We start from the raw sequence: 14,892 nt of genomic DNA, 5'->3' as shown, positions 1-14,892 counted from the left end.
TAGAAACAAAACATGAGTATGAATTTAACTAAAAAAATATTTATCGCCGTCAGTTGTTTATTGTTACCCCTTATTAGCAATGCTCAATCTGTCGATAGCAACAAAAATCAATTGCCGGAAATTGGCGTTGTTGCTTCTGACACCTTAACGATTGACAAAGAGGTGCAGGTCGGAAAGGCTGTCATGCGCCAATTGCGGGGACAAGCTCCGATTGTTCACGATCCCGTTATTAATGAATATATTCAGGATCTGGGAAACAAATTAGTAATCGAGGCAGAGAGTGCAAAATTCCCCTTTTCATTCTTCATGATTAACAACGCTACTATCAACGCATTTGCGTTTTTTGGTGGACACGTTGGCATTCATTCCGGCTTAATTACTCAGGCTGATTCAGAGAGCGAGTTAGCCTCGGTGTTCGCACACGAAGTAGCACATGTTACACAACGCCACCTTGCTCGCGCCAGTCAGGCGCAAAAACGCAGCGCGCCGTTGCAAATAGCATCGCTAATAGGCGGTATTCTGATTGCAATGGCAGACCCTGAAGCCGGGCTCGCAGCAATCAGCGCAGGTAATGCAGGTGCGGCTCAAGGTCGAATTAATTACACCAGAAGCATGGAGCAGGAAGCCGATAATATAGGAATCTCAATGCTAGCCAGAGCTGGGTTCGATCCTGCTGGTGCCCCCGCTTTTTTCTCTAAATTAGCGCAGCAATCTCGCGGTCAAAGCAGTCAACTCGAATTTTTACGAACTCACCCAGTTCCGGAAAACAGGATTTCTGAAACACGCGCTAGAGCCGCTACTTATGGTACCCGAAATATACCTGCCAGTTTAAATTTCAGCTTAGTTAAGGCACGGATAATCGCACGATACGAAGGCAATCCACTTCGAAACATAAATTATTTCGGTTATCAGGTTCAAGAAAAAAAGTACGTTTTTCGAGAAGCGGCGCTATATGGTCTAGCGTTATCTTATTTTGAAAGTGAACAGTATGCATCTGCATCGCAAATTTTGACTGATTTGTTGAATGAAGACCCAGAAAATTTATTTTACTTAGATGCAATGACCGACGTGTTAATTGCGCAACAAAACCCAAAAGCGGCAGTTAAAATGCTGACGCCACTTTGGCAATTCAAACCTAAAAATTCGGTCCTTGCGTTGAATCTGGCAAACGCAATGATTCAAGCGAAACAATACCCAGAAGCAATTCAGATACTGCGCGACCTATTATTAGTCAATCCGGAGCACTTCTTGGCTTATTCACTCTTGATTGAAGCGTATACCGCGACAGGACAAAAGCGACAAATGTACAAAGCCAGCGCTGAAAGATATGGATTGTTACTAGCCTACCCTAAAGCCATTGACGAACTTCAGTTTGCCTATAACGAGAGCGGCATGGACTTTTTGGAAAAGCAGCGTATTAAAGCGAGGATAGAGCAATTTAGAAATGAGATGGACACATTAGAAAGGCTTTAATTAATCGCTCATTGTTAACAGTTTATTCGCCACTGATTGCCTGAGTGAGACTCGTAATATTTTGTTCACCAAGCAATTGCCCTGCTAATGTCCCATCGGGTCGTATTAAGTAAGTTGCGGGTAAATATTTTGGAGCATCGAATGGTAAAGCGGTTTCAACGTTATTAATAAGGGGAAACGCAATTTTATATTTTTCAGCCAGCAGAGATAGTTCGTGGTCTTGCATTGCGTCATAGCTTACACCAAATAAAATCGCGTTTTGATTGTTGTCAGTAAGCTCTTTAAACTCGTTGAGTTCTGGGATCTCTCGCAAGCAAGGCGCACACCACTCTGCAAAATAGTTGATGACAACCCACTTACCTTCTAATTCTTTAAATTGATAAGTTGAACCATCAAGCGTAGTAAAATCGTATTTACTATTTAATTGATAAGTAACACCAAGAACGAGCGTGCTGATGCCAACGACTAAATACAGTAGAATCTTTTTCACTCGCCACTCCTTGTTCGTTTTAGACTGTTCTTATTTCTGAGTATTCAAGCAGGCGAATCATCACTATATTTATCAATGCGAAAGAATCTCAGAAATTTAAAATATAACAGAAAAAATAATAATAACTAAATACGTTAATTTCGAAATAGACATCGAAGAGTATCTAAAAGTTCCCTTGCAGGCCAGTGAATTATCTCACCTACAAGGTGGTTATTTACCAGTGGCTACAGAGATAATAAAAAAGAAAAAAAGGTAGAAACAAGTAATGAATGAGACATCATGCCAAGTGCTCGTGTTGTATTATAGTAAACACGGCCTGACAAAAAAGATAGCAGAATCAATTGTGAAAGGACTTGAATCTGAGGGGGTTGAAGCCTTGTTAAGGACTGTGCCAGAGGTCAGTAATAATATTGATGAAAGCGCATTGGCTGTGCCAAAAAATGGCGCGCCTTACGTCACGCTTGAAGAGCTAGCAAACTGCGATGGACTAGCACTCGGCAGTCCAACGCACTTTGGTAATATGTCTGGAGCGATGAAGCATTTTTGGGACACGACCTCAGGCCTGTGGCTAAAAGGAAGTTTAATTGACAAGCCAGCATGTGCTTTTACCTCTAGTTCAAGTTTACATGGAGGTCAAGAAACAACGCTTATCAGCATGATGATGCCGTTAATTCACCATGGTATGATTTTCATGGGTGTGCCCTACTCGGTTGCGGAATTACACAAAACAACAACAGGTGGAACACCCTATGGCGCCTCTGCTGTTGCAGCAGATAAAAAAACAAAGCTGAGTCATGAAGAGGAAGAAATAGCAATATCGCAAGGAAAGCGACTCGCCACGATTGCTAAGCAGCTAAAAACAAATTCAGGAAAATAATATGAGCCAATCTGATAAAACGATCCCCATGTCCTCTCGCGTTAAGCAATTGCGATATCTTGCTTTGTGTTCTCACCTCGCACTAGTTACCTGGATGATTGTTTGGTATTTCTTTTTGCCAATGACCGCTGACTACTCTTTCGTTTTTAAAATCCTTTTTTACATCTTACCTCTGTTATTGCCACTTCCAGGCATAATGCAAGGAAAACCTTACACCCATGCATGGGCAAGTTTTATTGTGTTGCTGTACTTTTTGCACAGTATTACGGTCATATATGCTGAGCCTACTCAAATGCTTTACGCGATTATCGAATTGGTGCTCGCGATCAGTATGTTTGTCGGCTGTAGCAGTTTCGCGCGTCTGCGGGGACAGGAATTAGGTACAGGCTTACCTAAGTTATCAGCAGTGATGGATGAAGAAAAAGAACGGTATGAGGGCAAACCGAATGAGTAAAGGCGTTTTTATCAGGAAAAACAGGTTAGCGTTGACAGCAATCTGCTGCAGCTCACTTATTTTAAGTGCTTGCGGTGGCGGCTCATCAAATGATGGTGGTACTCCGGGCCGGGGTACTCTTCCTCCTCCAGTTCTAACAGAAAGCACTGGATTGATCGAACCTATTGCTGTTTTTAATAACGTTGCTCTTTATGGTGATAGTGAGTTCACCACCAATGGTTCATATGGTTTGGCATTAACCAGCAACGATGGTAGTCAAATAACATCAGTGCGCTGGGAGCAGCTGAGCGGCCCAGCATTAAGCTTATTAGCATCTAATTCTCAAACCATCGGTTTTGATGTGCTTGAAGCAGGCAACTACGCACTTCAAGCTGAAGTAACAACATCCGCAGGAGCGCAACAAAACACGCAACAGCTTACCTATGAATTTGCTGCTCAGCAGAGCGATGTCACGGTTGCCAACTTACGGCTCGATCATACCGTAACTGAAAGAGCTAAAGTATCACTTCGCGTTGACTCATTTAACAACGATATTGGCACAGCATCCATTACTTGGAAGCAAGTTGCAGGCCCAGCGGTATTAGACTTTCAAAGCCAAGGCAATAGCGCTTTTTTTAACGCTCCTGCGGTAACTAAAGACGAGGTTATTAAATTTGAAACCACCGTTAGTTTCACAGATGGTAGCAACTCAATTGATGCTAGTTTTATTACGATAAACGATACACAGATAATTGACGAAGCTTATTTCCCGAACAGTAATATTATTACTAGCGAGGATGTACATGCTTTCAACGCCGATTCACCCTACAAAAACGCGATTGAGTCATGTGTTTATACAAATACACTGAATAGCACCTGCACCTTTGGTAATTTACCGTTAATCGGACAGCAGTTCACTGCGCCAACAATTGACGACATACTCGATAGAACGCTGGTATCACACGACTGGATGGGTAAGCGTTTTCGTCAGTACTTGGAGCAGTCTGCGGCAGGTCCTGACATGCTGAAACTGCTACGCGGTGTAACCGCTATCGTTATTTCTTATGACGTCCGTCCATCGTTCTATTGGGCTGCTACGGGTGCAATATATTTAGACGCTAGGAACTTTTGGTTAACACCAGAAGAGCGAGATACCCTGAATGAGGTTCCCGATTTCAGAAGTGGGTTTAGTGGCGATCTCAAATTTAGAGTATTTTGGCGTTATGTTAAAAACAACGCGCCTTATATGCCGGGTCAAAGCTTTTCCTCTGCTGCTAGGGAAACGAGGACATTTGATGCATTAGAAGCCGATATATCGTGGTTGATGTATCATGAGCTAGGTCATGCAAATGACTTTTTCCCTTACGATGTTTGGGCTGGCCTGTCGAATTCTGATGATCCACTTAGTTTTTTCAGGAGCAATGGCACAAATTCTGACATCATGATTACTTCGTTTCCACTCAGTTCGTCTGAAATGAAGGGATTGGCGCAGGTTAGCTTTGCAGGTGAAACCGCAACCAACGCTCAAAAAGCGTATGTTGGCAGCGATATTGAGACATTTTTCACTCCTGATATTGCTTCGTCTTATTACTCGTATCTCAATGAACGAGAAGACTTTGCGACTCTATTTGAGCGCTTCATGATGCAATATCGTTTAGGGGCATCGGCCGACATCGGTATCATAAACACTCAGGATAATCCTAATCTTTTGGTGACATGGGGACAAAGAGATCGTTTTAATCACATTTCCATACGAGACAGAGCTCAATTTACTGTCAGCAATATCCTGCCTGAATTAGGAAATATAGAAGCTCTTCAAGCATCTTTGCCTGAAGCAGTACAGTTGCGCAGAAATGTCAGTTGGCTTGACAACATTAACTTAAGTGAAAGCGTAGGCACCGAAAGTGTAATCCAAGTTCCCTACCGCTTAGAAAAAGCAGCGACGGTTGAAGAAACTAACCTGCATATTGGAAGACCCGCTTTACCAGAGAGATAGTAAATATAAATCGTAGCGATAAATTGTGATTATAAATCGAGTGCTTGCTTAATAAATGGAATGGTAAGCTTGCGCTTCGCTTGCAGTGATTTTTTGTCTAATTCATTTACAATTAACATTAGGTTACTAAGCTCTCGGTCCACTCGTGTTAACAAAAACTTGATGCAGTCTTCGCTGGCTTCGAGCCCTCTATGTTCTAAGCGAAACTGAATAATACGACGCAGCAAATCGTCTGAGCGCGTCGCCAACTGAAAAACAGCGCCCCATGTGAGCCTTGACACCAGATCCGGCAAGCCAAAACCAACTGTGAGTGGCGATGCCTGCGCTGAAATAATAATTCTAGGTTGATGTTCTCTTTCTGATGCCTGATTAATCAGATCAAAAATAGCTCTTTCCCAAGCCTCGTTTTCTGCAATCTCATGCAAATTATCGATACATATAAGGTCATAATCGACCACATTATTGATAATCTCACTCGGCATTTCTCTTAATTCGAGCATATTGAGATAAACGGTTTGCAGACCGTTTAATTTAGCCTCATGACAGCAAGCGAATAGCAAATGTGACTTCCCAGTTCCTATCGTTCCGAACAGATAACAAATGGCCTTATTGCTATCAGTCTTGCGGTCACAAAACTTCTGCAGATACGCAACCGTAAACTCATTATCTGCAATTAGAAAAGAATCGAAAGTTTCGTCGTCAGGCAGTGAAACGGGTAGACTTAGCTGCAACCTCAGTTACCCCGCCATTCATAGTCTATAACAACGGCAGAGTCTACTCGCTGGTATTCTGGCTCTCGTAGATTTTGCTCCAGCTTCAAAATTGTTTTTAAACGCTGAACAGGAACATTAGAAGTCAAAGTAAAACTAGCAACATCTTTCGACTGCGCCTTCAACTCAACTTTTTGAGTCACTGTTAACGACGTTAATATATCCAATACTTTTCGATATTTAGCGAGAGTATTTACATTCGAAATATGTAAAGTCACCGAGTAAATCATCCCTGTTTCGCTTGTTCCTATGGAATACACGCTCGCTAAATAAGCAGCATACTCATTGACAAACTTTGTGATTAATCCACTAATCGTGTCTCCAACGATTTCGTTTGTTTCTATCGTTTGACCGTTTGTTATAAAGTAAGAAAGTTGCAGCTTTTCACTGGCGCTGAAATCGTCAAAAACGATCCCAACGCGAGCACCTACAACATAATTGGTGCCATAGCGAATTGATTTATTAAATATAGACGATGAATATAAGCCCCAAACATCCAGCGCTGTTACGTTCATTGAGTCTGTAAGGTCACCAATTGGCATCAATAATTCGATACCACGGTCATAAGTTGACTGTTGAATAAGGTCGAGATATTGACTGCTACTTGATTGCGTGACGAGCGATTTGCTTTTGTTCACATCATCTTCAATTGCTAACCAAAATAAACCGGATGGTCTGCGCTTCCCCCAAACATTAAGATTTTCGGCGCGTAATAAACCGACAATCTTTTGTTCATTAAATTCAGCTTGGTATATGAGCTTGTCGCCGTTTTGAACAAAAGTGCTTGATACCAAATATTGCTCAAAATTAGTTGCAGCACGTTTTACTTCAACATTTTCAAGCACAGAGGGATCGCCATTTAACTTAACAATTACCTGCTGAAATGCACTTTTGCCTGCTTTTTTTTGGGTAAAACTTGATTGATCCGTAACAATTATCTGCCCCTCATTGAGGTGCTCAATCGGCGCAGCTTGGCTATGCATCGACACAGCGAAGCACAAAGTAAAAACAAAGAAAATAGAAAACATGTTATTCAAAACTAGTAAATCCTTATAGCGTTCAGACGCCATTGTGAGATATTTCGCACTTTTTTGCATCCGATATTTATTCTTCGTCGTTTTTTGATACCTTTTCAGTCGTTGAACTGCTAAAATTCTGCCTTCAAAAATTTCAGGGGAAAGCGTGTGACAGAGCAAACCAAGCCACTAAGTTATAAAGATGCCGGTGTAGATATTGATGCAGGGAATCAATTAGTTGAAAGAATCAAATCGGTAAGCAAAAAAACGCATCGCCCTGAAGTAAAGGGTGGTTTAGGTGGTTTTGGTGCACTTTGCTCTATCCCAACAAAATATAAGCAGCCTCTTCTAGTGTCTGGAACAGACGGTGTTGGCACTAAACTGCGCCTTGCTATGGACCAAAATAAGCATGACGGTATTGGCATTGATCTTGTCGCGATGTGTGTGAACGACCTCATTGTACAAGGTGCCGAACCATTATTCTTTTTAGATTACTACGCGACAGGAAAGTTAGATGTTGATACCGCAGCAACGGTTGTCACTGGTATTGGCGAAGGATGCCAATTGGCTGGTTGTGCATTAATTGGTGGTGAAACTGCTGAAATGCCGGGCATGTATGATGGTGAAGATTATGACGTTGCCGGTTTTTGTGTTGGCGTAGTTGAAGCAGAAGACGTTATCGATGGTTCAAAAGTAGCCGCTGGAAATAAGCTAATTGCATTAGGTTCATCAGGCCCGCATTCAAATGGCTACTCTTTAATAAGAAAAATAATTGAAGTGAGTGGATTAGATTTGAACACTCAATTGGACGGTAAGTCCATCAGTGACCATTTACTTGAGCCAACTAGAATTTACGTCAAGTCTGTACTAGCTATTTTAGAGGAATATAATGTTAACGCAATATCACATATAACTGGCGGTGGATTCTGGGAAAACATTCCCCGAGTATTACCTTCAGATATGCAGGCAGTTGTTGACGGGAACAGTTGGCAATGGCCGAGTATATTTTCTCTTTTACAAGAAAAGGGAAATGTCACCACTCACGAAATGTACCGCACATTTAATTGTGGCGTTGGTTTGATGTTAGTGGTAGAAGAGCAAGACGCCGCTCGTATCACAAAAGCCTTCAACGATTTAGGCGAAAACGCATGGATCATTGGTGAAATAAAGTCGCTTACTGAAGGCCAGGAACAAGTGGTAATTAATTCATAATGGTTGCTACTCCAAAGCGTATTGTAATACTCGTTTCGGGCAACGGTTCAAACGCGCAGGCGATTATTGATGGCTGTTCGAGAGAATCAATACAAGGTACTGTTGTAAAATTAATTTCAAACGTGCCAACGGCTTTTGCGCTTAAGAGAGCCGCTCAAGCAAATATTCCATCGAGTTGTATTGATCATAAGGCGTTTGAAAACAGAGGCGCTTTTGACCTCGCGCTAGCTAAAGAAATCGATGATGCTAAGCCTGATGTTATTGTATTAGCTGGATTCATGCGGGTATTGAGTGGCGAGTTTGTTGAGAAATATTTGGGTAAATTATTGAACATTCACCCATCTTTGTTGCCGAAGTACCACGGACTCAACACGCATCAGCGCGCAATAGATAACAAAGACAGTGAACACGGGACTTCTGTACATTTCGTAACACCTGAAGTAGACGGCGGTCCTGTTATACTTCAAGCGAAAGTACCCGTATTTGAAGATGATACGGCAGACGAGTTAGCGGAGCGCGTGTTGGTGCAAGAACATAAAATTTATCCGCTCGTGGTAAATTGGTTGTGTAAAGAAAGAATTGTGCTGACAAATATGAAAGCATTTTTTGATGGACAAAAACTACCGGAGCGTGGCTATGCGAGTGACTAAGATGTTGAAGGTAACGAGCCTAATTGTGTTTGCAGTTTCTGCCAGCATGAGCTTTGCAAAAGAAGCAAATGAATTACCCTCACCTTTTATTGCTCACTATGAGGCATGGCGACATGATAACAACATCGGCAGTGCTGAGCTCAGTTTAAAATCATCAGGCGGCAACTTCTACGAGCTCAAGTATTCATCTAAAGTATCTCGCTACTTTCTTTCTGACAGGCGGTACGAGACAAGTTTATTTTCCTTTAGTGACGGCAAAATAACGCCAATTGCCTACGATTTTAAACGCACGGGAACAGGGCCAGACAAGGCATTAAGCGCTAAATTCGATGCAAAAACAAAGACTATTGTTCTAAGAGAAAAAGATAATCAACCCTGGGATGGTGAGTTTGATAACCAATTGTTTCGTATCGATATATCAAGACAATTAGCGCAGGACGAAAAAGAATTTGAGTATAAGTTTCTCAACTACCGTGGGCAAAAGCGCTCTTACGTTATCGAAGCGCTCGAAAAGGAAATATTAAACCTGCCGTATGGAAGTATTGAGGCAATAAAGGTAAGAGTTAATCGCGACAGCAGCTCAAGACAAACCTACGCATGGTTCGCCCCTAGTCTTGATTATGTGTTGGTGCGTCTTCAACAATTTAAAGACGATGACGAGCAAGGCGACATCCGTTTAAAAACATACCAAAAACTTTAATTCTATTCTATTGTATACTACGTAAACAAATCTTTGAGGATACTCGTCCTCTTTTGCGCTAATCGACTTGATCTTTTAACCTTCAAGTAATAACGTTAGCAATCTGGTCAGACCTGCGGGAGCTTACATGAACGAATTATTATGGTTACTTATAGTTATCGGAGTTTATGGTGTAACAGCCTATAAACAAACATCATCACAAACAACGCTTATTGCGACTGTGGTCGCTATGGTGGTCGGCACAGCGGCTGGCGGCATCGGCACTATTGCTTGGATTATATATGCTATCGTGGCTGTGCCCCTCGCCTATTCGCCATTTCGTAAAGGGTATATCACACCTAAACTTTTGGCTTTTTACAAGAGCGTAATGCCGGAAATGTCGACCACGGAACAAGAAGCGATCGATGCTGGTACGGTCTGGTGGGACGGCGATATCTTCAGCGGCAAACCAGATTGGCAGAAGTTTCACGCTATTTCTCAGCCACGATTGACTGCGGAAGAACAAGCGTTTCTTGACGGACCTTGCGAAGTTGTCAGCCGTATGGCTGACGAATGGCAAATTAACCATGTCGATGCAGATATGTCGGATGAAGTTTGGCAGTATCTGAAAGACAACAAGTTTTTTGCAATGATCATCAAAAAAGAATATGGCGGTCTTGCCTTTTCTGCTTATGCACAGTCACGAGTATTGCAGAAGTTAGCGGGCGTCAGCGCAGTATTGTCTAGCACAGTCGGCGTACCGAACTCTCTTGGCCCAGGCGAACTACTTCAGCATTACGGCACTAAAGAACAACAAGATTATTATTTGCCGAGACTAGCGGTAGGCGACGAAATTCCTTGTTTTGCGCTTACTGGTCCGGAAGCTGGCTCTGATGCCGGTTCAATACCCGACATTGGTGTTGTTTGCAAAGGCGAATTTGAAGGCGAAGAAGTGTTAGGTATGCGTTTAACATTTTCTAAGCGTTACATCACATTAGCCCCAGTCGCGACGGTTATCGGTCTAGCTTTCAAACTGCAAGACCCAGATGGGCTACTTGGCGATGTTAAAGACTTAGGCATTACTTGCGCCTTGATCCCAAGAGAAACCAAGGGGCTAGACGTTGGTCGTCGTCACTTCCCACTCAACGTGCCGTTCCATAATGGTCCCGTTCGTGGAGAAGACATTTTTGTGCCATTGAGCTACATCATTGGTGGCAAAGAAATGGCAGGTAAAGGCTGGCGCATGCTAATGGAATGTTTGTCGGTTGGACGCTGCATTACACTGCCATCATCAGCAGCCGGCGGTGCGAAGTCACTTGCGTTAGCAACGGGTGCTTATTCCAGAATACGTCGTCAGTTCCGTATGCCCATTGGGCAAATGGAAGGTGTTGAAGAGATGCTCGGTCGTATAGGTGGAAACGCCTATTTGATGGACGCAGTTACCTCGCTTTCGACTGCGGGGGTTGATTTAGGTCAAAAACCATCCGTCATCTCTGCTATCTGTAAATACCATTTAACAGAAAGAATGCGTCAAGTCGTTAACGATTCAATGGACGTGCACGGAGGCAAAGGAATTTGCCTCGGTCCAAATAATTACTTGGGCAGAGCCTATCAAGGTGTTCCTATTTCAATCACCGTTGAGGGGGCTAACATTCTGACCCGCAACATGATGATATTCGGTCAAGGTGCAATGCGCTGCCACCCATACGTATTAAAAGAAATTTATGCGTCACAAATGGAAGATCGAGAAGAACAGTTAGAAGCCTTTGATGATGCTGTGTTTGGTCATATTCGCTTTGCGATTAGCAATACATTCCGCTCAATTTGGTTTAGTTTGAGCGGCGGCCGTCTAAGCTCTGCGCCCTTTAAAGACGAAACAGCGAAGTATTACAGAAGTATGCAGGGTTACAGTGCAAACTTAGCGTTATTAACTGATATTTCAATGGGCGTGTTAGGCGGTTCACTTAAGCGGAGAGAACGTTTATCTGCTCGTCTCGGTGATATCCTAAGCTATCTATACTTGGGCTCAGCTGTTATGAAGCGCTTTGACGAGCAAGGTCGTAATCATGACGACCTGCCCTTCGTGCATTGGGCAATGCAGGATTGTTTATCTAAGTTAGAAGAAGCACTTGATGATTTTTTGAGAAACTTCCCTAACCCAGTTGTCGGTGTGTCAATGCGTTTGCTTGTATTGCCATTTGGTACGCGTTATAGCGCTCCATCTGATGCACTTGAGCATAAAATAGCGCACATTCTGCAGCACCCTAATTCAACAAGAGACAGACTAGGCCACGGCCAATATCTTACTCAAGAAGACGGGAACTTGCTGGGTGACTTAGAGAAGACGTTAATCAACATCGTTAAATGCGAACCTATTTTTGACAAAATATGTAAAAAATTAGGAGAAAAATTACCGATGACTAATCTTGATGCCTTAGCCGAACGTGCGCTAAAAGAAGGTATCATAACAAGTGAACAGGCCGAACTGATGAAAGAAGCCGAAGCGGGTCGATTGAGAACCATCAACGTAGATGATTTCGACAACCAAGAGTTGTTGATGTCGACCAGCAAGAAGGTCAAAAAGCCTGTGACAAAGCGCAAGGCAACCAAGTCTGTTAAGGCTGCGTGATCCGTTACAGGGATAATCTGTTAAAAGGATAGTCTGTTCAAGAGACAGTATTCTAAACAGGACAGGTCAAATTAAATATGAAGGACTTCAGGCGCTCTGAAGTCCTTTTTTTATGTTTTTAAAAACTGTTGCGCTTGACCATTGAGTTGAATTTGCTGTATCTGCGCTTCATTCAGATTAACGGTTTTGCTAGCAACAGAATATTCGTGCTTAATGTCGATATTGGAAATACCAGGGTCGTCAGTATTTAAACTCACCGACAATCCATGCTCCAAAAATGTTTTTATCGGATGATTCGCAGTATCCACCCATGCACCTGTTTGATAGTTAGACGTTAAACAGCTTTCAATACCAATATCATGTTTCAGCATATACTCAATGAGCTTCTGATCCTGGGCTACTGCCACTCCATGCCCTATCCTTTTCGCCCCAAGTAGTTCGATTGCTTCCCATACGCTCTCAGGGCCCGCTGCTTCACCAGCATGCACGCTAACCTGCAAACCAGCCGCTCTCGCTGCTTGAAAGTGCTCAATGTATAAGTGAGCCGGATAATTCAGCTCATCACCCGCTAAGTCGAGGGCAACAATATGATCTGAATAGGCCAAAATTGACGCTAGCTCTAAATGACATGACTCCACGCCGAATGTTCGACTAAGGATCCCAATTAACTGATAGTTTGTATCGTGAGCAGCATTTCCCGCTTTTACACCTTCTACAACAGCTTCAACGACAGCGTGCAATGGCAGGGAAAATGCTCTGGCCATGAAGAAAGGTGAAAAACGCAGCTCCGTGTAATCGATACCCTCGGCTTTTGCCATAGCAACATTTTCAAAAGCGACTCTATAACATGCCTCAGGGCTGCCTAATACAGAGACGCCATATTCAAGTTTGTTTAGGAAAGAAAGTAAATCACTGGTTTTATTCTTAACAAAAACATGGTCTGCGAGCTCAGATTCCGTAGTAAATGGAAGATTAATTAACTGTTCTCGGGCTAATTGCCAGATAAGTTTAGGAGGAATATTGCCATCCAAATGACGGTGCAAATCAACTAAGGGGAAGTTTTTATTGTACATCGGTAACCCTAAACGGTTGGGCTTTTATAAGAACATGACTATACAAACCAGACTAATCCAGTTGCAGCTTTTCCACAGCTAAGACGATTTGAGTTCTTGTTTTAACATCTAACTTTTTAAAAACAACACCGATATGCGCTTTAACTGTTGCTTCAGTGACATCAAGCGTAGTCGCTATTTGCTTATTCATTAAGCCATCTTTTACCAGCTTCAACACTTGAAATTGCTTTGGCGTCAATGTTTTCAATTTGTCTGCGATGTCTGTAGCATTGGTGTCTACGTTCACTATTGCCTTTTCGGCTTCTTTGGACAGCCACTTTCCGCCTTTTAAAATAGTTATTATTGCCTCTTTAATCGTTTCAGTGCCTGTTGTTTTTGCGATGAAACCATCTGCTCCGAACGCCATCACCTGAGAGATGACCTCTGGAGAATCACTCGCTGACAGAACTACCATCGGAACAGAAGGAAATAATTCTTTCACACGAAGCAAACCGTAAAAATTATCACAACCGGGCATTGTTAAATCGAATATAATAATAGAAATATTACGATTTTTACGTAAAACGGCAATGGTTGAGTCAAGAGAGTCAGATTCTAAAAACGTGACATTGTCAAAACAGTGCGATAGAGCACCTCTGATAGCTTCGCGCATTAGAGGATGGTCATCTGCTATTAAAAACTTGTACATAGTTTTATACTCAGCTATTTATTTATAATTAGTATGTTACAGCAACCGTGTTTTTTATATACTTCGCCATGCTTAAGTGTTGATATTATCACTACGACACAAAACATCCCATAGCTATATAATTGTTATCCTAAATATAAGTTTCAGAAAATCATGCCAGAATTCAAAAATAAAGCATCACCAGATACGATCTATCAGAAACCACAGACTAAAGTGGATGATTTTAGCTTTAATCACCAAGTTGTCGACGTGTTCCCCGATATGATTGAAAGATCAGTACCGGGTTATGCGAACATAATAGATGGCGTTGGAAGGTTGGCTGCAAAGTTTGCAGTTCCGAACACCCTAATTTACGATTTGGGTTGTTCCTTGGGCGCTGTGAGCTTATCTATCGCGAAACATAATCGGCAGCCAAATGTCCAAATTGTTGGGGTTGATAATAGCTCTGCAATGGTTGAACGCTGTCAGCGGCACGTCGATTCTTATAATTATGAAAGTCCTATCAGCATCACAGAAGCGGACATTGTTGATTTTAAGTTAGATAAGTCATCAGTAATCGTTATGAACTTTACACTGCAATTTATTAAGCCAAAGTTCAGAGATGCTCTAATGGCGAAACTATTCGACGCGCTTGTTCCAGGTGGTATCTTAATACTTTCTGAAAAAATTAAATTAGGTCATGCTGAAATGGATTCCGCCATCATCGATTTACATCATGATTTTAAGAGAGAAAATGGCTATAGCAATTTAGAGATTAGTCAAAAAAGGACTGCGCTTGAAAACGTGATGATCCTTGATGAGTATTCATCGCACGAAAAAAGGTTACTAACTATCGGATTTGAAGCTGTTAGCATTTGGTATCAACAGTTTAACTTTGTTTCATTCTTTGCCATTAAAGGACAGTAA

The 14,892-nt window shown here is 42.2% G+C and carries 14 protein-coding genes; 9 read left to right on the top strand and 5 right to left on the bottom strand.

All coding sequences use genetic code 11. The annotated features are described in order from the left end of the window. Nucleotides 1-12: 12 nt before the first annotated feature. The gene (bepA, locus tag GNIT_RS08395) at nt 13-1,473 is read left to right on the top strand and encodes a beta-barrel assembly-enhancing protease (RefSeq protein ID WP_014108750.1); all 1,461 of its coding nucleotides are present in this window, start codon (nt 13-15) and stop codon (nt 1,471-1,473) included. 22 nt (nt 1,474-1,495) lie between these two features. Here bepA and GNIT_RS08390 read toward each other — a convergent pair whose 3' ends face one another. Beyond that, a complete protein-coding gene (locus GNIT_RS08390; RefSeq protein WP_014108749.1) occupies nt 1,496-1,963 on the bottom strand; it encodes a TlpA family protein disulfide reductase in 468 nt (155 codons plus the stop codon). Between the two features lie 265 nt (nt 1,964-2,228). Between GNIT_RS08390 and wrbA the strand changes: the two genes are divergently transcribed. Genes wrbA through GNIT_RS08375 form a run of 3 tightly spaced genes read left to right on the top strand, consistent with a single transcriptional unit; the run spans nt 2,229 to nt 5,269 of the window. Next, the gene (wrbA, locus tag GNIT_RS08385; RefSeq protein WP_014108748.1) at nt 2,229-2,840 is read left to right on the top strand and encodes an NAD(P)H:quinone oxidoreductase; all 612 of its coding nucleotides are present in this window, start codon (nt 2,229-2,231) and stop codon (nt 2,838-2,840) included. 1 nt (nt 2,841) lies between these two features. Beyond that, nucleotides 2,842-3,294 (top strand): DUF2069 domain-containing protein, encoded by a 453-nt coding sequence (locus tag GNIT_RS08380; protein WP_014108747.1) that lies wholly within the window; start codon nt 2,842-2,844, stop codon nt 3,292-3,294. After that, complete coding sequence (locus GNIT_RS08375; protein WP_083822431.1) at nt 3,287-5,269, top strand: hypothetical protein; 1,983 nt, start codon at nt 3,287-3,289, stop codon at nt 5,267-5,269. The genes GNIT_RS08380 and GNIT_RS08375 overlap by 8 nt, the downstream gene beginning before the upstream one ends. Before the next feature lie 29 nt (nt 5,270-5,298). Here GNIT_RS08375 and hda read toward each other — a convergent pair whose 3' ends face one another. Beyond that, complete coding sequence (hda, locus tag GNIT_RS08370; protein WP_014108745.1) at nt 5,299-6,000, bottom strand: DnaA regulatory inactivator Hda; 702 nt, start codon at nt 5,998-6,000, stop codon at nt 5,299-5,301. 2 nt (nt 6,001-6,002) lie between these two features. Then, nucleotides 6,003-7,067 carry a DUF2066 domain-containing protein gene (locus GNIT_RS08365; RefSeq protein ID WP_238526968.1) on the bottom strand — a complete coding sequence of 355 codons (1,065 nt, stop codon included), beginning with the start codon at nt 7,065-7,067 and terminating at the stop codon, nt 6,003-6,005. A gap of 156 nt (nt 7,068-7,223) precedes the next feature. Here GNIT_RS08365 and purM point away from each other — a divergent pair, with 156 nt between their 5' ends. The 4 genes from purM to fadE all read left to right on the top strand — a co-directional run bounded on the left by purM (nt 7,224) and on the right by fadE (nt 12,225). Next, a complete protein-coding gene (purM, locus tag GNIT_RS08360; RefSeq protein WP_014108743.1) occupies nt 7,224-8,267 on the top strand; it encodes a phosphoribosylformylglycinamidine cyclo-ligase in 1,044 nt (347 codons plus the stop codon). Then, entirely contained in the window at nt 8,267-8,917 is a 651-nt protein-coding gene (purN, locus tag GNIT_RS08355; protein WP_014108742.1) for a phosphoribosylglycinamide formyltransferase, read from the top strand. Before purM ends, purN begins: the two co-directional genes overlap by 1 nt. Further along, nucleotides 8,877-9,617 (top strand): DUF3108 domain-containing protein, encoded by a 741-nt coding sequence (locus GNIT_RS08350; protein WP_148261702.1) that lies wholly within the window; start codon nt 8,877-8,879, stop codon nt 9,615-9,617. The genes purN and GNIT_RS08350 overlap by 41 nt, the downstream gene beginning before the upstream one ends. Before the next feature lie 127 nt (nt 9,618-9,744). Next, the gene (gene fadE / locus GNIT_RS08345; protein WP_014108740.1) at nt 9,745-12,225 is read left to right on the top strand and encodes an acyl-CoA dehydrogenase FadE; all 2,481 of its coding nucleotides are present in this window, start codon (nt 9,745-9,747) and stop codon (nt 12,223-12,225) included. A gap of 110 nt (nt 12,226-12,335) precedes the next feature. Here fadE and add read toward each other — a convergent pair whose 3' ends face one another. Together add and GNIT_RS08335 are read right to left on the bottom strand one after the other, a co-directional pair. Then, nucleotides 12,336-13,298, bottom strand: coding sequence for an adenosine deaminase (gene add, locus GNIT_RS08340; protein ID WP_014108739.1), 963 nt, complete (start codon nt 13,296-13,298; stop codon nt 12,336-12,338). A 52-nt stretch (nt 13,299-13,350) separates the two neighbouring features. Beyond that, entirely contained in the window at nt 13,351-13,986 is a 636-nt protein-coding gene (locus tag GNIT_RS08335; protein WP_014108738.1) for a response regulator transcription factor, read from the bottom strand. 153 nt (nt 13,987-14,139) lie between these two features. Between GNIT_RS08335 and cmoA the strand changes: the two genes are divergently transcribed. Further along, entirely contained in the window at nt 14,140-14,892 is a 753-nt protein-coding gene (gene cmoA, locus GNIT_RS08330) for a carboxy-S-adenosyl-L-methionine synthase CmoA (RefSeq protein ID WP_014108737.1), read from the top strand.

The sequence above is a fragment of the Glaciecola nitratireducens FR1064 genome, assembly GCF_000226565.1.
GTDB classification, from domain to species: Bacteria; Pseudomonadota; Gammaproteobacteria; order Enterobacterales; family Alteromonadaceae; genus Glaciecola; species Glaciecola nitratireducens.
The sequence above is the reverse complement of the archived record's forward strand: the minus strand, read 5'-3'. Positions and strand labels throughout refer to the sequence as shown.

Coding starts and splice junctions, on each gene's coding strand:
- bepA (WP_014108750.1), top strand. CDS start 13: ATGAGTATGAATTTAACTAAAAAAATATTTATCGCCGTCAGTTGTTTA.
- wrbA (WP_014108748.1), top strand. CDS start 2,229: ATGAATGAGACATCATGCCAAGTGCTCGTGTTGTATTATAGTAAACAC.
- GNIT_RS08380 (WP_014108747.1), top strand. CDS start 2,842: ATGAGCCAATCTGATAAAACGATCCCCATGTCCTCTCGCGTTAAGCAA.
- GNIT_RS08375 (WP_083822431.1), top strand. CDS start 3,287: ATGAGTAAAGGCGTTTTTATCAGGAAAAACAGGTTAGCGTTGACAGCA.
- GNIT_RS08365 (WP_238526968.1), bottom strand. CDS start 7,067: ATGTTTTCTATTTTCTTTGTTTTTACTTTGTGCTTCGCTGTGTCGATG.
- purN (WP_014108742.1), top strand. CDS start 8,267: ATGGTTGCTACTCCAAAGCGTATTGTAATACTCGTTTCGGGCAACGGT.
- GNIT_RS08350 (WP_148261702.1), top strand. CDS start 8,877: ATGGACAAAAACTACCGGAGCGTGGCTATGCGAGTGACTAAGATGTTG.
- fadE (WP_014108740.1), top strand. CDS start 9,745: ATGAACGAATTATTATGGTTACTTATAGTTATCGGAGTTTATGGTGTA.
- add (WP_014108739.1), bottom strand. CDS start 13,298: ATGTACAATAAAAACTTCCCCTTAGTTGATTTGCACCGTCATTTGGAT.
- GNIT_RS08335 (WP_014108738.1), bottom strand. CDS start 13,986: ATGTACAAGTTTTTAATAGCAGATGACCATCCTCTAATGCGCGAAGCT.
- cmoA (WP_014108737.1), top strand. CDS start 14,140: ATGCCAGAATTCAAAAATAAAGCATCACCAGATACGATCTATCAGAAA.